21 protein-coding genes are annotated in these 17,755 nt (G+C 66.9%); 14 read left to right on the top strand and 7 right to left on the bottom strand.

Features of this window, described 5'->3' with window-relative positions; all coding sequences use genetic code 11:
* Window positions 1–92: 92 nt before the first annotated feature.
* Entirely contained in the window at window positions 93–851 is a 759-nt protein-coding gene (gene larB / locus LDH66_RS16715; protein WP_226482224.1) for a nickel pincer cofactor biosynthesis protein LarB, read from the bottom strand.
* Between the two features lie 276 nt (window positions 852–1,127).
* Between larB and LDH66_RS16710 the strand changes: the two genes are divergently transcribed.
* The 3 genes from LDH66_RS16710 to LDH66_RS16700 all read left to right on the top strand — a co-directional run bounded on the left by LDH66_RS16710 (window position 1,128) and on the right by LDH66_RS16700 (window position 2,469).
* Window positions 1,128–1,295 carry a DUF1931 family protein gene (locus LDH66_RS16710; RefSeq protein ID WP_004267503.1) on the top strand — a complete coding sequence of 56 codons (168 nt, stop codon included), beginning with the start codon at window positions 1,128–1,130 and terminating at the stop codon, window positions 1,293–1,295.
* A gap of 251 nt (window positions 1,296–1,546) precedes the next feature.
* Window positions 1,547–2,014 carry a hypothetical protein gene (locus LDH66_RS16705; RefSeq protein ID WP_226482223.1) on the top strand — a complete coding sequence of 156 codons (468 nt, stop codon included), beginning with the start codon at window positions 1,547–1,549 and terminating at the stop codon, window positions 2,012–2,014.
* A gap of 11 nt (window positions 2,015–2,025) precedes the next feature.
* A complete protein-coding gene (locus tag LDH66_RS16700; protein ID WP_226482222.1) occupies window positions 2,026–2,469 on the top strand; it encodes a hypothetical protein in 444 nt (147 codons plus the stop codon).
* Window positions 2,470–2,488: 19 nt separating this feature from the next.
* Here the strand turns inward: LDH66_RS16700 and rpiA are convergent, their stop codons facing one another.
* Genes rpiA through LDH66_RS16685 form a run of 3 tightly spaced genes read right to left on the bottom strand, consistent with a single transcriptional unit; the run spans window position 2,489 to window position 5,018 of the window.
* Window positions 2,489–3,196: a ribose-5-phosphate isomerase RpiA gene (rpiA, locus tag LDH66_RS16695; RefSeq protein WP_226482221.1), complete on the bottom strand. Its 708-nt coding sequence runs from the start codon at window positions 3,194–3,196 to the stop codon at window positions 2,489–2,491.
* A gap of 50 nt (window positions 3,197–3,246) precedes the next feature.
* Window positions 3,247–4,083, bottom strand: a complete 837-nt coding sequence (locus LDH66_RS16690) for an ABC transporter permease (protein WP_226482220.1) — start codon at window positions 4,081–4,083, stop codon at window positions 3,247–3,249.
* Window positions 4,080–5,018: an ABC transporter ATP-binding protein gene (locus LDH66_RS16685; protein WP_226482219.1), complete on the bottom strand. Its 939-nt coding sequence runs from the start codon at window positions 5,016–5,018 to the stop codon at window positions 4,080–4,082. Before LDH66_RS16685 ends, LDH66_RS16690 begins: the two co-directional genes overlap by 4 nt.
* A gap of 344 nt (window positions 5,019–5,362) precedes the next feature.
* Between LDH66_RS16685 and LDH66_RS16680 the strand changes: the two genes are divergently transcribed.
* From LDH66_RS16680 to LDH66_RS16670, 3 genes are all read left to right on the top strand, one after another.
* On the top strand, window positions 5,363–5,674 hold the full coding sequence (locus LDH66_RS16680; RefSeq protein ID WP_226482218.1) for a hypothetical protein: 312 nt from the start codon (window positions 5,363–5,365) through the stop codon (window positions 5,672–5,674).
* A 121-nt stretch (window positions 5,675–5,795) separates the two neighbouring features.
* Window positions 5,796–6,563 carry an ABC transporter ATP-binding protein gene (locus tag LDH66_RS16675; RefSeq protein ID WP_226482217.1) on the top strand — a complete coding sequence of 256 codons (768 nt, stop codon included), beginning with the start codon at window positions 5,796–5,798 and terminating at the stop codon, window positions 6,561–6,563.
* A complete protein-coding gene (locus tag LDH66_RS16670) occupies window positions 6,560–7,873 on the top strand; it encodes an ABC transporter permease (protein ID WP_226482216.1) in 1,314 nt (437 codons plus the stop codon). Before LDH66_RS16675 ends, LDH66_RS16670 begins: the two co-directional genes overlap by 4 nt.
* Before the next feature lie 39 nt (window positions 7,874–7,912).
* Here the strand turns inward: LDH66_RS16670 and LDH66_RS16665 are convergent, their stop codons facing one another.
* Both LDH66_RS16665 and LDH66_RS16660 read right to left on the bottom strand, forming a co-directional pair.
* The gene (locus tag LDH66_RS16665) at window positions 7,913–8,512 is read right to left on the bottom strand and encodes a DUF5518 domain-containing protein (protein WP_226482215.1); all 600 of its coding nucleotides are present in this window, start codon (window positions 8,510–8,512) and stop codon (window positions 7,913–7,915) included.
* Between the two features lie 87 nt (window positions 8,513–8,599).
* On the bottom strand, window positions 8,600–9,721 hold the full coding sequence (locus LDH66_RS16660) for an AI-2E family transporter (protein WP_226482214.1): 1,122 nt from the start codon (window positions 9,719–9,721) through the stop codon (window positions 8,600–8,602).
* A gap of 107 nt (window positions 9,722–9,828) precedes the next feature.
* On the opposite strand from LDH66_RS16660, the gene LDH66_RS16655 reads away from it, so the two are divergent.
* The 5 genes from LDH66_RS16655 to LDH66_RS16635 all read left to right on the top strand — a co-directional run bounded on the left by LDH66_RS16655 (window position 9,829) and on the right by LDH66_RS16635 (window position 14,619).
* On the top strand, window positions 9,829–10,980 hold the full coding sequence (locus LDH66_RS16655; RefSeq protein ID WP_226482213.1) for a thiamine ABC transporter substrate-binding protein: 1,152 nt from the start codon (window positions 9,829–9,831) through the stop codon (window positions 10,978–10,980).
* A gap of 4 nt (window positions 10,981–10,984) precedes the next feature.
* Window positions 10,985–12,898 carry an ABC transporter permease gene (locus tag LDH66_RS16650; RefSeq protein ID WP_226482212.1) on the top strand — a complete coding sequence of 638 codons (1,914 nt, stop codon included), beginning with the start codon at window positions 10,985–10,987 and terminating at the stop codon, window positions 12,896–12,898.
* A complete protein-coding gene (locus LDH66_RS16645; protein ID WP_226482211.1) occupies window positions 12,895–13,959 on the top strand; it encodes an ABC transporter ATP-binding protein in 1,065 nt (354 codons plus the stop codon). The genes LDH66_RS16650 and LDH66_RS16645 overlap by 4 nt, the downstream gene beginning before the upstream one ends.
* A gap of 75 nt (window positions 13,960–14,034) precedes the next feature.
* A complete protein-coding gene (locus LDH66_RS16640) occupies window positions 14,035–14,346 on the top strand; it encodes a DUF4198 domain-containing protein (RefSeq protein ID WP_226482210.1) in 312 nt (103 codons plus the stop codon).
* Between the two features lie 84 nt (window positions 14,347–14,430).
* The gene (locus LDH66_RS16635) at window positions 14,431–14,619 is read left to right on the top strand and encodes a hypothetical protein (protein WP_226482209.1); all 189 of its coding nucleotides are present in this window, start codon (window positions 14,431–14,433) and stop codon (window positions 14,617–14,619) included.
* A gap of 6 nt (window positions 14,620–14,625) precedes the next feature.
* Here LDH66_RS16635 and LDH66_RS16630 read toward each other — a convergent pair whose 3' ends face one another.
* Window positions 14,626–16,497, bottom strand: coding sequence for an SLC13 family permease (locus tag LDH66_RS16630; RefSeq protein WP_226482622.1), 1,872 nt, complete (start codon window positions 16,495–16,497; stop codon window positions 14,626–14,628).
* Between the two features lie 110 nt (window positions 16,498–16,607).
* Between LDH66_RS16630 and LDH66_RS23000 the strand changes: the two genes are divergently transcribed.
* The 3 genes from LDH66_RS23000 to LDH66_RS16620 all read left to right on the top strand — a co-directional run bounded on the left by LDH66_RS23000 (window position 16,608) and on the right by LDH66_RS16620 (window position 17,753).
* Window positions 16,608–16,736 carry a hypothetical protein gene (locus tag LDH66_RS23000; protein ID WP_264182500.1) on the top strand — a complete coding sequence of 43 codons (129 nt, stop codon included), beginning with the start codon at window positions 16,608–16,610 and terminating at the stop codon, window positions 16,734–16,736.
* A gap of 214 nt (window positions 16,737–16,950) precedes the next feature.
* On the top strand, window positions 16,951–17,259 hold the full coding sequence (locus LDH66_RS16625; RefSeq protein ID WP_226482208.1) for a DUF7521 family protein: 309 nt from the start codon (window positions 16,951–16,953) through the stop codon (window positions 17,257–17,259).
* Entirely contained in the window at window positions 17,256–17,753 is a 498-nt protein-coding gene (locus tag LDH66_RS16620; RefSeq protein ID WP_226482207.1) for an FAD synthase family protein, read from the top strand. The genes LDH66_RS16625 and LDH66_RS16620 overlap by 4 nt, the downstream gene beginning before the upstream one ends.
* The last annotated feature ends 2 nt before the right edge of the window (window positions 17,754–17,755 follow it).

The raw sequence follows: 17,755 nt of genomic DNA, 5'->3' as shown, positions 1-17,755 counted from the left end.
GGATATACTGGGTGTGCATGTAAATAACCTTCTCCAAACACTGTTTGGCTTTTGGCTTTCGTAAAGAGTTTTTGAGAAAATAACCGCCCGAATCAGGAACGAGCGGCGTCGATCGCTCGGGCGATCAATGTCGCCTGTCCCCCGGCGACGAACCCCGCATCGACGTTGACGACGGAGAGGACGGTACAGGACTGGAGCATCCCGGCCAGCGCCGCCTCCCCGTCGCCGCCGTGCCCGTACCCGCTCGAGACGGGGACGCCGATAACCGGCGTGTCGACGAGGCCCGCGACGACGGTCGGCAGGGCGCCCTCGCGACCGGCGGCGACGATCAAGACGTCCGCGTCGCGGAGCCGATCGAGCTGGTCGAGTGTTCGGTCCAGCGCCGCGACGCCGATGTCGTCGACCCGATCGACCGTCGCGCCCGCGTCCAGACAGACGGCCGCCGCCTCGTCGGCGACCGGTCCGTCGACCGTCCCGCCGGTGGCGATGCCCACCGTCGCGTCGAGCGACGGCTGCTCGTAGTCGGCCGTCGTCACGCGGACCGTCGTACTCCGGCGCTCGATCGCGGCGTCGGGAGCCGTCTCAGCGAGGTGCGTCTCGAGCGCCGCGACCTGCGAGTCGGAGACGCGGGTCGCCAGTGCCCGGCCCGTGGTCTCGAGGGCGGTCTCGGCGAGTGCAACGACCTGTTCGGCCGACTTCCCCTCCGCGAAAATGGCCTCCGGAATCCCGCGGCGCTGGTCGCGGGCCGCATCGAACCGGCCCGCCTCGCCGGTCACGTATCCCCTGAGTTCGGCTTCGGCCTCTGTCGGCGACAGCGAGCCGTCGGCGACGGCCTCGAGGAGTTCGCGCATACTCGCACTCGGCGACCGAGATACTCGAATCCGTCGACCCGGCACGGCGGGAATGAGACGAATCCCCAATCGCTGAACGTGCGCGCGAGCCCCGGAGGCCCGCGCGCGAGCCGAATGCCGGGCTTCGAGAGCCGCGAAATCTCGGATCGCCACTCATCAAACATATACTTTCCGGTGGGGTGGGGCGTCGAAACGGGCGAATGAACCGCTGCAACCCCCGTATTTCCACGACTAACCAAAACCGTTATATGAGGTAACGCGAAACGAGTAGATCGTATGGCAGATCTTATCGTCAAAGCCGCCGTCAAGGAAGCGCTCGATGACAAAAACGTCGCCTCGGACTTCTACGACGCACTCGACGAGGAAGTCGACGAGCTCCTCGAGGACGCCGCCCGACGCGCAGAGGCCAACGACCGGAAGACGGTCCAGCCCCGCGACCTGTAAGGCACGACTGTAACGCGATTTTTTCGGACGCTACGGTACATAGCGGTGCGACCGGCCCCGTGACGACCCGATATCGAGCTTCGGTAGCGGCGCGGCTCCCCTCGCAATCTGACCGGCTGCCCGCTCACCGACCAGTCTCCCGCCGGCTGCCCGCTCACCGGCCCGTTGTCCGCTCGACCGTCCAGTCCCCCGTCGGACGGCCGGTTGCCGGCTCGAGTTTTTTGCCCTTCGCCGTGGGAGGTGTGGGACACATGTTGCGCAAGCTCCTGATCGGCTTCGGGATCGTCGAGATCCTCAAACCGGAGCCGATCATCGGACTGTGCGAACGGATCGGGCTACGAAACCCCGGCGAGACCGAGCGACGGCCGCTGGCGTTGACGGGTGCGCGGCTCGAGGGACTCGTCTTCGTCTGGCTACTCGTCCGCGGCCGCCAGGGATCGACGCTCGTCTCCGCCCTGCTGGGGATCGCCGGTCTGACGCTCGTCCTCGTTCCCCGACCGATCATCGAACTCAGCCAGCACCTGGTCTACGCCGACACCGATCGACTCGAGTTACAGCCGTGGGTGGTGCCCGCGGCGCGGCTGCTGGGCGTGCTCTACCTGACCGTAACCCTGCTCTCGCGGAGTACGGGCGACGAATCGGCGGGCGACGGCGGAGCGGCCGAGAGCGCGGACGACTCGGCGCAGTCGTCGAGCCGACTCCCGCTCCGCTCGCGGTGACGAGCCCTGAGATGCGACGAGCACTGATCGTCGGCGTCGGCCTCGTCGAACTACTCGCCCCGAAACGGGTCATCCGGTTCGGCGAGCGGCTCGCGTTCGCGAACCCCGACGCCGGACGGCTGCGGTCCCGGACGATCCCGATCGCTCGGCTCGAGGGGATCGCGTTCGTCTGGCTGGTCGGTCGTAAGGAGGGTCTGCCGGCCGGCAGTGAGGCCGTCCTCGCGGCCGCCGGGCTCGTCATGGCGCTGGTCCCGCGAACGATCGTCGAGACGAACCTTCGCCTGGCCTACGAGAACGCGGACGAACTCGAGGTGAAACGATGGGTGATCCCGCTGACCCGCCTGCTGGGGGCGGTCTACCTGCTCGCCGGCCTGGTCGCGACGCCGGTCGATGCGCCGACGGACTCGGACGCGGCCCGACGCGGCGGAGCGGAAGCGACCGACCGGTCGGAGTAGGGAACGGGATGCAGGCGGCTCAGTACCGGCGAACGTCGACACCGTCGTCGGTGCCGACGTACGTCGCGTCGGTCACCCCGACGAACAGGCCGTGTTCCACTACGCCAGGAATTCGAGAGAGTCGCGTCGCCAGCCCGTCGGGGTCGTCGATCGGCCCGAACTCGCAGTCGAGCACCAGATTGCCGTTGTCGGTCACGACCGGCCCGTCCTTTCGCTCGGCGTCTCTGAGCGTCGGTTCGCCGCCCAGCTCTGCGAGCCGATCGGCCACGACGGTGTGTGCGTCGGGGAGCACTTCCACTGGAACCGAGCGCTCGAGGCGGTCGGTCAGCTTCGAGGGGTCGGCGACGACGACGAAGCGGTCGGCCGCGGTGTCGACGAGTTTCTCGCGCGCGTGGGCCGCGCCGCCGCCCTTGATGAGCGCCCCGTGAGCGGTGGCGTCCGGATCGTCGACGACCCGATCGGCACCGTCGATCGCGAGGTCGACGCCGTCGACGGCGTCGAGATCGGTCAGGGGAATCCCGACCTCCAGCGCCAGCTGTCGAGATTGAAACGAGGTCGGAATACCCCGGACGTCGAGGCCGTCGTCGACGGCTCGGCCGATCGCACGGATCGCGTGGGCGGTCGTCGACCCGGTTCCGAGTCCGACGACGAACCCGTCCTCGACGTCCTCGGCCGCGCGGTCGCCGGCGCGGCGCTTCGCTGCGGTGGAGCCGCCCTCCGTCTTCATGGTTCGTCAAGCGAGCGGCGACGGGAAAAACGTTACATCTCGCGGCGCGGTCAGAGGTCGACGCGCTCGAACCGCCAGCGGCCGAGCGAGAGCGGGACGAGCGCCCAGATGGCGAGAATAACGAATCCGAACCACGGCTTGGCGACGAACGGTAGGTCCGCCGCGTCGGTGCCCATCGTCGGCTGCGTCTGGCCGATAACGGCCTGGATCGCGGAGCCGTAGGCGTTGTCCGGCGGCACGGCACTGTAGACGTGATACCAGTCGGGGAAGGATTCGAGAGCGGTGAAATCCGTGGTCGTGAAGAGCAGGACCTGGCCGATGATTCCCCAGACGATCCAGAAGAAGACGATCAGCCCGAACGCGCCAATCGCCGCTCTGGTCGTCGAGCGCGTCATCGAGGAGAGACCGACGCCGATACAGACGTAGACGAACCCGAACAGGATCGTCACCAGAGTAAAGGCGATGTAGTGGCCGATCGAGACCGAGCCGACGAACGCGATGAGACCCAACAGGCCGACGGCGAAACCGATGAGGATCGACACGGCCACGACGCCCGTCCGGCCGATCACCTTGCCGAGAACGACATCCTGACGCGTGTGGGGCAATCCGAGCAGGAACTTCAGGCTCCCGCTCTCTCGCTCGCCGGCGATCGCGCCGTAGCCGACGACCAGCGCGATGACGGGCACGAGAAAGCTCGCGGGGGCCTGAAGCGCGAAGATCAGATCGATCGTCGACTCCGCGCCGCCCTCCTCGAACAGCTCCGAGATCCACGACGCGAGGGCCGCGCCGCCGACGGTGAACAGGGCGAACAGCACGGTCAGTGCGATCAACACGCGCGAGCGAACGGCGTCCCGGAAGTCCTTCTTCGCGACGGTGATCGCACTCATTGTACCACCCCCGTACTGCCGACCGAGTCCGAGGTGTAGGCCACGAACAGGTCCTCGAGCGAGGACTCGTCGGTTTCGAAGTCCTCGACGGACACGTCGTAGTCCTCGATCCGTCGCAGCACGGTCGTCTTCGCGCGGTCGTCGCAGGCGACGACGAGGGTTCTCCCCTCCGGCGTCACCGACGAGACGCCGTCGATCGACTCGAGGGCCTCGAGCGCGGCCGCGGAGTCGTCGGGGACGCGATCGAGCGTCACGCGGAGCCGGGTCTGGGACGGCATGGAGTCGCGGAGGCCGTCGACGGTGTCCTCCGCGATCAGGTGGCCGTCGCGCAGGATGCCGACGCGATCGCAGACCGCCTCGACCTGGCCGAGGACGTGCGAGGAGAAGAAGATCGTCGCGCCGCGGGCGTTCTCCTCGCGGATGATTTCCCGCATCTCGCGGGCCCCGTTGGGATCGAGCCCGGTCGACGGTTCGTCGAGGATCAACAGATCGGGCTCGCCGACCAGCGCCGTCGCGAGCATGAGCCGCTGGGCCATCCCCTTCGAGTAGCCGCCGGCTTTCTTCTCGGCGGCGTCACCGATCCCGACCCGCTCCAAGAGCTCGTCGGGGTCGTCGTCGGCGTCCTTCGACTCGATCGCGAACTCGACGTGCTGGCGACCGGTCAGTCGGTCGTACAGTTCAGCGCCCTCCGGAAGGATGCCGGTCCGATTACGGATCGCGAGGCTGTCCGACTGGGCGTCCAGATCGAAGACGCGGACCTCGCCTCGAGTCGGGCGGATGAAATCGAGCACGAGGTTGATCGTCGTGGACTTACCCGCGCCGTTGGGGCCGAGGAAGCCGTATATTTCCCCGCTCTCGACCGTGAGATCTAGCCCGTCGAGCGCCAGTTCGCTGCCGTACCGTTTCGTCACGCCGGAGATATCAATGGTCGTCACGTTAATTATCTAAGTAGTTACGGTTAGTATATAAATAGTTTGCTTGGTATTGCATGCCAAGCGGCGTTCGAACGAATCGATGATTCACCGACGGGACGCGGCCGATCGTCGAGCGCCGAGAGAGGGGTTTCAGTGTTTCTATCGGTCGATTAGTCGCTGTCTCGCGGCATCCTAGAATATCACTGATAGAACTCGAGGGAAAGAAATATAAAATCTGTTCGATTACTATCACTTGTGAACGAAACCATGAGCGAATTCACGTCGCAGCCCGTCGATCGGAGCGATATCGATCGATACCGACGGCCCGGCGTTCGATCGAGTGGCGGCTCGAGCGAGGTGGCGTAATGTTGCAACTCGCCCTCCTTCCGCTGCAAGCCGGCGGCGAAGCGGCCGAAGTCGATCCCACGGTGGTCCTCATCGGGATGGTGATCGGGTTCATCGTCGGCGTGCTGATCGCGGCCGGTGCCGGCTACTGGGTGTACAAGGACGCCTCGAAGCGCGAGGACAACGAACTCCTGTGGGGAATCGGCGTCGCGGCGTCGCTGTTCCTCGTGTTCCCGATCGGAATCATCGTCCTGATCGCGTATATAATCGTTCGCGGCGACGAGACGGCAGCGGAACCGATGCAGGAGGGAACCGCCGGCGGCGACTGGTAGCCGCCGATCCGATCGACGCCGATCGGTCCGCGACGAGGGTTGGACGGGTTCGAACTCCGCTTCGCCCGCGAACCACACTGTTGCGCCGAACTTTTTTTGAACCGTCCGTGGACGACCCTTCATGGCACGGGAGACGGCAGTATCCCTCGAGAACGTCCGCAAGACCTATCGAATCGGCGAACCCGTCCACGCGCTCGACGGCGTCTCCCTCGCGGTGCCGCGGGGATCCTACACTGCGATCATGGGACCGAGCGGCTCCGGCAAGTCGACCCTGATGAACCTCGTGGGCTGTCTGGACACGCCGACGGCTGGCGAGGTCGTCGTCGGCGGGCGGACGGTCGGCGATCTCGGGGACCGCGAGCGGACCCGACTCCGGGGGACGGAGGTCGGGTTCGTCTTCCAGACGTTCAACCTGATGCCGCGGCTGCGGGCCCTCGAGAACGTGGCCCTGCCGCAGCTGTTCCAGGGCATCGATCGGACGGAGCGCCGAGAGCGGGCCCGGGACCTGCTCGAGCGGGTCGGCCTCGCCGACCGGGCGGACCACCTGCCGAACGAGCTGTCGGGCGGCCAGCGCCAGCGGGTCGCGCTCGCGCGGGCGCTGGTCAACGATCCGGCGATCGTGCTGGCCGACGAGCCGTCGGGAAACCTCGACACCGACACTGAGGCGGACATTCTGGACCTCTTCGACGAGTTTCACGCGGCCGGGACGACGATGCTCGTCGTCACTCACGAGCGCCACGTCGCCGAGCGAGCCGACCGGATCGTCCACCTGCTCGACGGGAAGATCGAGCGGATCGAGGCGCTCGACGGATCCAGTGATGGCGGCGTGACGACGACGGATTCGGGAGCGGGAGCGGAGTCGGGGGGCCAGGGGGTCGATTCCGAATGAACCCCCTCGAGAGCCTGCGGCTGTCCTGGCGTTCCATTCGCGGTCACAAGCTCCGGTCGGCGCTGACGACGCTGGGAATCGTGATCGGCATCGCGGCGGTGATCGCGTTCGTCACGCTGGGTGCCAGTCTGCAGGCAGGGATCATCGGCGACATCAGCCCGGACGACCAGCGCAACGTCTACGGGTGGGCCGCCGACCCCGACACCGAAGGCGGCCCGCTAGCGGGCGCTCAACCAGTCTTCACGCCGGACGACCTCGAGGCAGTCGAGGACCTCGAGGACGTCGAGGCGGCCTACGGCTACGCGACGATTCAGACCCAGGCGATCTCGAACGGGAACGAGACGGTCGCACAGGGGAACGGACTGATCGCGTCGGGACCGTCGTACATCCGCGAGGACAGGCTGGCCGAGGGCAGGCAATTCGAGCGGGGCGAACGCGAGGCAGTGATAAACCCCGCAGCGGCGAATCAGTTCGAAGAAAACGTCACCGTCGGCGACGAACTCGCGGTGACGATCCTCGGCGGCGAGCGAACGACACTCGAGGTGGTCGGCATCACCGACACCAGCGAGGGACAGAGCCCGTTCGAGGGCTTCGAATCCTCGCCGCGCATCTACGTGCCGACGGATCCCTACTACGCGGAGCAGGCGGCCGGACTGGGGATCGGCGGTGGTGGTAACGGGAGCGGCGAGAGCGATACCGAGAGCGGCGGTGGAAACGAGAACGACGGCGATGACGCCCGCTTCCTGGCGATCATCATCGAAGCCGAATCGACCGACCAGTCCGATATCGACGCCGCCCGCGAGAGCGCGACCGCCTACCTCGAGAGCGACCAGTCCGACGCGAGCGACCTGCTGGGTGACGACCTCGAGATCACCTTCCAGACGAGCACGGAACTGCTCCAGCAGCTCCAGGACGTACTGGATCTCCTCCGGAACTTCATCGTGGGCATCGCGGCCATCTCCCTGCTGGTCGGCTCGATCGGCATCGCGAACATCATGCTCGTCAGCGTCACCGAGCGGACCCGCGAGATCGGCATCATGAAAGCCGTCGGCGCACAGAACCGCGACGTGCTCGGCCTGTTCCTGACCGAGGCGGTGATCCTCGGCGTCATCGGCGCGATCCTGGGAACGGGGCTGGGACTCCTCGGCGGCTATCTCGGTGCGCAGTACGTCGACCTGCCGCTGGTCTACCCCCTCGAGTACGTCGCGCTCGCGATCGCCGTCGGGATTCTCGTCGGGATCCTCGCCGGGCTGTATCCGGCCTGGCGGGCCGCGCGAACGGATCCGATCGATGCGCTCAGGTACGAGTGACGCGACCGCCGGATCGGTCGGTATCGCTCGCAGTCGCGATCATCGGTCGGACTCGCGATCTCGGTCCCGGTCCCCGTAGCGATCCCCCTCGAGCCCGTCCGACGGGAATCGATCCGCCTGACTGTCACGATCTCGGCTCGGCACCGTCTCGGTATCGCGGTCTCGAGTCGACGTCGAGTCGACGTCGCGATCCCGGGACGACGGCACGTCGGTGGCGTGAGACGGCCGATCCGCCGTCGAGAATCCGACCGTCTCCCGCGTCCGCCGTCGTTTATCGGGATACTCGTGTGCGAGGTAGGCACCCAGATAGCCGCCCAGCGCCGATAGCCCGACGGTGTAGGCGAGAACGAGCAGGAGGGCACCGACGATGAGAATCGAGATGAAGGCGATGCCACCGCCCGGAGCGCCGCCGACGAGTCCCAGCCCGAGGAAGCCGAAGATCAGGGCTCCGCCGGCCGCGATCGGGAGGAACGTAATGAGCCCGGCGATCGCGCCCGCGATCGTCCCCGTCCGTTCGTCGGGCCCCTCAAGAAAGCCCGCGACGGCTCCCCCGAGAACGGTCGAGCCGGGGATAAACGAGAGGGCGACGCCGATGACGGCACCGATGACCGCGTTGATGAGCGTTCGGGTCCGGACCATACTCGACGAACGGCGGGCGCGGTGAAAAGTGTCGGTGGTTCGTGGTGTCTGACTGCGCGCCGTGTCGCGGGAGAGACGTCGACGCGGTCAGTCGTTGGCGGCCCGCGAACTCGACTCCTCGAAGGTCGTCTCTGTGTCGGCAGACTCGGCGGGCGGCTCCTCGAGGTCGGACTCGATGAGTTCCGCGAACGTGGCGTCGCCGTTGACCTCGTCGGCGAGCAGGTCGACGGCTTCGACGAAGACCGCGACGATCAGCGGGCCGACGACGACGCCGATCGGGCCGAGCGTAAAGAGTCCGCCGGTGAAGCCGACGAAGTAGAGGCTGCCGGGCAGACCGGCCGACCGGCGGGAGAGTCGCGGTCTGACGGCGATATCGGGGAGCCACGCCACGAGGACGAGTCCGAGGACGCCGATCAGGGTCGCCGCGACGAGGTCGCCGGCGGCGACGTGATAGAGCGAGATCGGAGCGATGAGCATGCTCGGCCCGATGATGGGGACGAACTGCAGGACGGCGGCAACGATCGAGAGCGTCAGCGCGGCCTCGTAGCCGAGAATCCGGAACAGCGGGTACGCGATGGCGAGCGTCGCGATCGAGGTCGCAACCTGCAGGACGTAGATCGCGTACAGCGTCTCGCGGGCCCGCTGGGCGAGCGCGTAGACGATGTCCCGATAGCCATGTGGGATCGGCGCGACGGCGGCTCGACCCGCTTCCTCACCCTTGAGCAGGAGGCCGAACATCAGGACGATAAACAGCGCGAACTTGATCGCGAGCACCGGCAGCGCCAGCGCGAACGAGGTCGCGGCGTCGCTGAGATAGCCGACCGCGAGCGCCTGTACCTCCCCGGCTTCGACGGTGTGCGTCGCCTCGAGCACCGTCACGGAGAGCTCCCGCGGGAGCCGTTGGACGGCGTCTTCGACCTGCTCGATGCGGAAGTAAAGCGCAACGACGATCGGCGAAAAGACCGCGACCGCGGTCACGAAGCCGATGACGGTCGCGGCGAGCGTCCCCGTCCACTCGGTGAGGCCGCGCCTGACGAGCCAACCCTGAACGGGCATGAGGACGTAGGCGACGGTGAGCGCGAAGAGAATCGTTCCGAGCACATCGAGCAGGATGCCAGCCGTGAGGACGCCGAGCGCGACGACGATCACCGCGAGGACGTATCGCCGCCGCCCGTTCGAACTCGCCGTCCCGCTCGATGATCGTGTCACATCGGTGAGTATCAGCCGGAGAATAAAGTCTTTCGGCTCTGAGAGCGGTGCGGGAACGAAATGACTCGATCACGGGCCTTAAGACTACCCAGTGCAACCACCGGGTAATGAAACGACGAACGTTCGTGGGCGCAGTCGGTGGAAGCGCGGTCGCCGGCGTCGCTGGCTGTCTGACTCGGGAAGGGGGCGAGAATGACGATCAGGGGAACGGGACCGGCGATCAGGGGAACGGGACCGACGAGATCGATCCCGAACCGGAGACCCCCGATCTCGAGGGGGAGCTTCAGGTCGCGACCTACGAGACGATGGTCGACGGCGAGGGTGCGGCCGGCCCGTGGCTCAAGGAGGCCTTCGAGGCGGAATACCCCGACGCCGAACTGACGTGGACCGTTCCGAACAACGCCATCAACGACTACATCGATCGCGAACGGCAAAACGCCGATATCGACGCTGACGTCTATCTCGGCACGAACGTCGACGACCTCGTCCGGATCGACGACACCCTCGACGACGGCGGCCTCCTCCGCGAGCTCAACGTCGATCGGATCGACAACGCCGAGCGGATCCGCGACGGGCTCGACATGGGCGACCCTCACGGGCGCGTCCTCCCCTACGACACGGGCTATATCTGTCTAGTCTACGACGAGACCGTCGTCGACGAACCCGAGACGCTCGACGACCTGACCGAACCGGCCTACGAGGACGCGCTGCTCGCCCAGAACGCCCAGAGTTCGGACTCGGGACAGGCCTTCCTGCTGTGGACGATCGACGCCTACGGCGAGGACGGCTATCTCGACTACTGGCGCGCTCTCGACGAGAACGGCGTTCGTGTCCTCGACAGCTGGGACGAGTCCTATACCAGCGCCTATATGAACGAAGAACGGCCGATGGTCGTCTCCTACTCGACCGATCAGGTGTTCGCCAACGAGTACGACTACGATATGAGCCGCCATCAGGTCGCGTTCCCGAACGATCAGGGGTACGCCAACCCCGAGGGGATGGGGATCTTCGAGGGCGCGTCCGAACTCGATCTCGCATACGAATTCCTCAACTTCGCCCTCTCGAGCGAGGCCCAGGCCGTCATCGCCCAGCGCAACGTCCAGTTCCCGGCCGTCGCCGAAGAGCACGTCGACCTCGACGAGGAGTTCGATCAGTACGCACACGTTCCGCCGGAGGCGGTGACGATCGGCTACGACGAGCTCCGAGGCAATCTCGACGGCTGGGTCGAGGACTGGGCGCGCGAGTTCGCCGGCCGGTAGGCCCGTGTCTCGACCGCGAGAATCGGATCGTTTCGTCCGGCTCCGGAAGCGATCCGCCGGCGCTCGCCGCTGGCTCGAGCGCCACGCGCTCGCTCTGACGGCGGTGGCGACGGCCGGCGTCCTCGCCGTCATGCTCTACCTGCCGGTCGGCGTCGTCTTCGTCAACGCCGCGTTCGACGACGGCGGAGCGACGCTCGCGTTCTTCCGCGAGGTCCTCACCGACCCGTTCTATGTCGGCGCGCTCGCGGACGTCTTCGCCGAGCCGCTGGCGGTTCGCAGCCACCTTGAGTCGCTGGTCGGCTGGCTCGCGGCGATCTCGATTTCCGTGTCGCTCGAATACCCGATTCCCGGCGTTTCGCTGCCGATACCGTGGCCGAGTCTCGAGGTACCGGCGGTCCGGAAGGGACTGTTCGGCTTTACGGCCTATCAGGCCGTGCTGTCGACGATCGCGAGCGTCGCGCTGGGGCTGCCCGCCGCCTCCGTCCTCGCGAACTACGAGTTTCGGGGCCGGCGAACGCTGCGCTCGCTGACGATCCTCCCGTTCGTGCTGCCGGGGATCATGGTCGCCGTGGGCTTCTACGCGATGTTCGGGCAGGCGGGAACGCTCAACCAGTTACTCGGCGTCGCCGGACTGGGGCCGTACCCGTTCATCGAGTGGAACCCGCTCGCGATCGTGATCGTCGCCCACGCGTTCTACAACGCGCCGCTGGTCGCCCGCGTGACCGTCGCCGCCTGGGAGTCCGTCGACGTCCGGAGCGTCGAAACCGCACGTAGCCTCGGGGCGAGTCCCCGTCGCGCGTTCCGCGACGTGGTCGTTCCGCAGCTCCTGCCGGCCGTCCTGACGGGCGCGTTGCTGACCTTCATCTTCACCTTCATGACCTTCCCCATCGTGCTCGCGTTGGGCGGCCTGCAGCTCGCGACGGTCGAAGTCTGGATCTACGATCGGGTCCGCCAGCTTGCGTACTCCGAGGCCGCGACGCTGGCCGTCCTCGAGACCATCCTCTCGCTCGGGCTCACGTACGCCTACCTCCGGTACGAGTCCGCCCAGTCCGGGCTGGCTCGAGCGGCCGCCGCGCCCTCCCGAAAACCGCTCTTTCCCGACCTGCGAACGGCGCTCTCACCGCGCAGGCTGGCGATCGTCGGCTACGGGCTCATCACCCTCGTCGTCTTCGTCGGTCCGATGGCGAGTCTCGTCGTCGGGAGCGTGACCGACGGAGGCGGGTTCACGCTGCGCCATTACGCGTTCCTGCTCGAGCGCCAGCTCGAGGGGGCCGACTATCAGACGCTGCCGTGGGTCGCGATCCGGAACTCGCTCGTCTTCGGGGTCGCGACGCTGGCCGTCGCCGTCCCGATGGGCGTGGTCGTCTCAGTCGTGACGGTCCGGGCCGGTCGCGGTGGGACGATCGTCGACACGCTGGCGATGCTCCCGCTGGCGGTCAGCGGGGTCGTGTTCGGGATCGGCCTGTTGCAGGGACTGGTCTTCGGCATTTCGCTGCCCGGCGGCTGGCGGTTTCAGGTGACCGGCGCGGTCGCGATCGTCGCCGCCCACGCCGTCGCGGCCTACCCCTTCGTCACGCGCAACGTCTCGCCGCTCCTGTCGAACCTGGATCCGGCGATGGTCGAGTCCGCTCGAGCGCTCGGGGCCTCCCGGTACCGCGCGCTCCGGGACGTGGAACTGCCGCTCGTGGCCAGCGGCGTCGTCGCCGGGGCCGCCTTCGCCTTCGCCATCTCGATCGGCGAGTTCTCTTCGACGGTGATTTTGGCCAGCGGGAGCCAGACCTACACCATGCCCGTCGCCGTCGAGCGCTATCTCGGCCGCCGCTCCGGGCCAGCGATCGCCATGGGGACTGTACTGTTAGTCGTCACGGCCGCGAGTTTCGTCGTCGTCGACCGCGTCGGCGGGAGGTTCGAGCGATGACCGAACTGCGCCTCGAGGGCGTCTCGAAGGTCTACGGTGCGGACGACACCGGCACCGTCGCGCTCGAGGGTGTCGACCTCACCGTCCGCGACGGGGAGTTCTTCACCCTCGTCGGCCCCTCCGGCTGCGGGAAGACGACGACGCTGCGGACGATCGCCGGGTTCGAGGAGCCGACCGACGGCACCGTCTCCTTCGACGGCCGGGCGATGACCGGCGTGCCGCCCGAACGGCGGGACGTCGGCGTCGTCTTCCAGAGCTACGCGCTGTTTCCCCACATGAGCGTCGCCGAGAACGTCGGCTACGGCCTCCGGTTTCGGGAACCGCCGGACGGCGGGACGGTGGACGAACGCGTCGCCGAACTGCTCGAGCTGGTCGATCTCGAGGGGATGGGCGACCGAGATCCGGAACAGCTGTCGGGCGGCCAGCGACAGCGGGTGGCGCTGGCTCGCGCGCTCGCGCCGGCGCCAGACCTGCTCTTGCTCGACGAGCCGATGAGCGCGCTCGACGCACAGCTTCGGGAGTCGCTGCGTCGGCAAGTCAAACGGATTCAGTCGGAACTCGAGATCACCACCGTCTACGTCACCCACGATCAGTCGGAGGCGCTGGCGATCTCGGATCGGCTCGCGGTCATGAACGGAGGGCAGGTCGAACAGGTCGGCCGACCACAGGAGATCTATCGCGAGCCCGCGACGCGGTTCGTCGCGGAGTTCGTCGGGGACAACAACGTCTTCGACGGCGAGGTTCGAAGCCGCGAGGGCGAGTACGCGACGGTCGCCGTCGGGGACGAGACGTTCAGGCTGGCGCTCCCCGACGGAAGCGATCGCGTGACCTTCTGCGTGCGACCGGGCGCGCTTTCGCAAGCGGTCGCGGACGGGCGATCGGCCGCTGCGAACCGGCTGACGGTGAGCGTCGAGACCAGCGAGTTCCTCGGCGAAACCGTCCGGGTCAACGGCCGGTGGAACGACAATAGAATCGTGCTCCAGCTACCGGTCGTTCCCGAGAGCGACGAGCTGACGGTCGGGTTCGCGCCCGACGACGCACACGTCGTCGCTCGGGAGTGAGCTATCGCCGGTCGTCTCGAGGGTCCCGGAACCTGCAAGTGTCCCTCTTTCACCATCGGTGTGGTAAAATATGGCATGAGAGTCACTCGAAAGCTCCGGATCGACGTCGAGCGCAGGGAGCTCGCGGCCGGGACCGCGATCACCGTTCGCGTCCGCGACAATCGACGGCAACCCGTCGAGGGAGCCGTCGTCACGACCGAAACGAAGTCGGCTCGGACGGACGAGCGCGGCCTGTGTCGACTGCGGTTCGACTCGCCCGGATTCTGGAAGCTCACGGCGGCGAAATCGCCGAGCGAGCGCGTCGCGTACGAGCCGGCGTCGGCGCTCGTTCGCGTCGTCCCGAACGCGACCGCGCTCCGTCCGTATCGCCCCACGAGATCGCGATAGAGCTACGTCGACGGGGTCGCTCTCGAGGCCGAGGGTGTAATCGCCTACCACAGCGTTATCCCGCTAGCTCCCGTCTCCGATAGCATGGCAGACTCCAAAGACAGTCGAGACAAGCAGGCCGACGACGAGGAGGAGCGCCAGCGGAAACGAGAGGTCTCGGAGGCGCTCGAGCGAGACGACGAGGACGAACCGGCGCTCGACGAGGAGACGGATGAGGCGGAAGCCGACTCCGACGGAGACGAGCGGGACGAAGAAGGCGCGACGGAGGAGTAGAAGTCGTTACGTAACGCCCCAGAAGAACGCGATGCCGAAGACGGTCACGACGGAGAGGAGCAACTGGAGCGGTGCGCCGACCCGGACGAAGTCCATGAACTTGTAGCCGCCGGGGCCGTAGACGAACAGGTTCGTCTGGTAGCCGACGGGCGTGAGGAACGCGGTCGAGGCCGCGAACGTCACCGCGAGCACGAACGCGAAGGGGTTCGCACCGATCTGCGTGGCGGTCTCGACGGCCACCGGGAGCATCAACACGACGCTGGCGTTGTTCGAAATCACGCCCGTGATCAGCCCCGTCGCGAGGTAGAACACCCACAACACGCCGATGACGGGGAGATAGGCACCGGTCGAGGCGACGAGGGTCCCCAGGAGATCCGCCCCGCCGGTCTGTTCTAAGGCGATTCCCAGCGGGATGATGCCGGCGAGCAGGAAGATCACGTCCCACTCGACGGCGTCGTAGATCTCCGTCGGCTTGAGGACGCCCGTCGCGACCATCGCGACGACGCCCGCCAACGCGGTCACGAGGATGGGCAGGGAGAGCGCCGACATGGCCTCGAACGCCCCGACGCCCGTCACGCCGGCGAGGGCGGAGCCGACCGCGTCCCATGGCACAGCGACGAATCCGACGACGCCCGCCATGATCGCCGCCGCGTGAGGAATCTTCTCGGTTCGGTAGTCCGGCTCCTCGGGCTCGTGTGCGACAATGAAGTCGTCGTTCTGCGAGAGCCGGTCGATGCTGTCCGGAGCCGCTTGGACCAGCAGCGTGTCACCGACGCGGATCCGACGCTCGTCCATGTGATCCCGGACCGTCTCGCCGCGGCTCCGGAACGCCAGCACGGTCGCGTCGTAGCGCTGGCGGAACGTCGACGTCTCGAGCGATTCGCCGACGAGGAACGAGCCCCGCGGGACGACGATCTCGACGAGGGTCCGTTCGGGGACCTCGTCGGGCTCTAAGTCCTCGACCGTCTGTGGGTTGCCCGCGAGCGTGAGTGTTCCCCGATCGACGAACTGCTGGACGGTGTCGCGATCGGCGCGCAGCCGCAGCAGGTCACCCTCTCGAATCGTTTTCTGACTGATCGGTTCGATGAACTCCTCGTCGTCGCGGACGACCTGGAGGATGTCGGCGTCGAACTCGACGTGGTCGATGGCCTCGGCGACGGTCGTGCCGACGATCGGCGAGTCCTCGTTGACGATGACTTCGGTCAGATACTCCTCGATCGCGTACTCCTGGACGTAGTCCTCCTCGACGGGAACGCGCTCGGGCAGCAGTCGGTGGCCGATAGTCATGAGATAGAGACTACCGACGAGGAGGACGACGATCCCGAGTTTGGTGAACTCGAACATCGAGAACGGGTGGTCGAGCAGGCGTGCGGAGACGTCACTCGCGAGGATGTTCGTCGAGGTCCCGATGAGCGTGAGCATCCCCCCAAACATGGAGGCGTAGGAGAGCGGGATCAGGAGCTTCGACGGGGAGGTCTTCCCCTTGTGGGCGATGTCCGAGATGACGGGAACGAGGATGGCGACGACCGGCGTATTGTTGATAAACCCGGAGATCGGGCCGCTGACGCCGATCGTCGCGAGCAACTGTTTGTCGAGGTCGTCGCCGGCGAACGCGGACATCTTGCGACCGATGATCTGGACGACCCCCGTCTGGCTGATCCCCGAACTGAGAATGAGCATCGCCAGGACGGTGATGGTCGCCGAATTGGAGAAGCCGGACGTCCCTTCCGCGGTCGATATTTCGGTGAAGTTCACCACGCCGTCGGCCCCCAGTACCATCAATAACACCATGATCAGGATGGCCGTCACGTCGATTGGCAGCCATTCGGTGATGAACAGGACGAGCGCGATAGCGATGATTCCGAACACGACCAGCATCTGGGGAGTCACGACGAGTCCACCGGACTCGGCGGCCAGCGGCGTGGCCCCGATATCTGAGAGGAGACGTCCGGACACAGTTGACAGTACGGATATTCGGACCGTCCCGCTTGAAGGCCCCGATTCGATACGAGTCGGCGACCCGGCCCCGCATCGCGTCGCCGCTCGGCGGCGCGTTCGATCCCCTCGCGGGCCTCGGGGACGAGCAGTTCGCGGACCGTCGGCGTCCCGACTCGTGAACATCTTCGGACGAGTTCCTTTGGCGCGGGAACCGGACGGGATACTCAAGTGAGCGTCCCGACCACGAATGCGTATGACGGCGTCCGCCGCTCGAGTCGGGGGATCCACTGCAGTCGGGCTAGATTCGCACGGCCCACTGCGATCGCGAGCGAGGAGCACACGATCGACCCGCATGCGACCAACCGAACGGCCGATACTGACCGGAGACGACCCATGAACGACTACGCGCTCGTTATCGCGATTGCGAACACGGCGACGATGCTGACGGGGGGCGCAGTCGCAGCGCTCGCCTACCGCGCGTTCCGACGGACCGGTGCCGCGGCGCTGCGAGCAGTCGCGGCCGGCTTCGGCGTCATCGTCGCCGGCTCGGTGCTCGGCGGCGGCGTGCACCTCGTCGGTGGTGCGGTCGGACTCGGCGTCGCCCTCCAGAGCGCGATCACCGCGCTCGGGTTCGGACTCCTGCTGTACTCGCTGTACGCCGAAACGACCGATATCACTGTTACCACGGAGATCTCACTATGACTGACGGACCGACCGAGCGGCCGACGCGCGTCGTCGCACAGGGGACCTTCGACCTGCTCCATCCCGGCCACGTCCACTACCTCGAGGAAGCGGCCGCGCTGGGCGAGGAACTGCACGTCATCGTCGCTCGCGCGGCGAGCATCGCTCACAAGCCCGCTCCCGTCCTCCCGGACGAGCAGCGCCGCGACGCCGTCGCCGCGCTCGAGGCGGTCGATCGCGCTCGGCTCGGTCACCCCGAGGACTTCTCGATTCCGATCTGCGAGATCGATCCTGACGTGCTCATCCTCGGTCACGACCAGCACCACGACGAGAGCGAGGTCGAGGGGATGCTCGCGGCGTGGGGGATCGACTGTCGCGTCGAACGGGCGAGCGGGCTCGAGCCGACCGGCGACGAACTATATTCGAGCAGCGACATCGTCGCACGGGTGCTCGCCGAACGGAATAGGGATGGACCGCGATCGCCCGTCGAGCGAGCGGCCGATGCCGACGACTGAGA

The sequence above is a fragment of the Natrinema amylolyticum genome (assembly GCF_020515625.1).
Taxonomy (GTDB): Archaea; Halobacteriota; Halobacteria; order Halobacteriales; family Natrialbaceae; genus Natrinema; species Natrinema amylolyticum.
The sequence above is the reverse complement of the archived record's forward strand: the minus strand, read 5'-3'. Positions and strand labels throughout refer to the sequence as shown.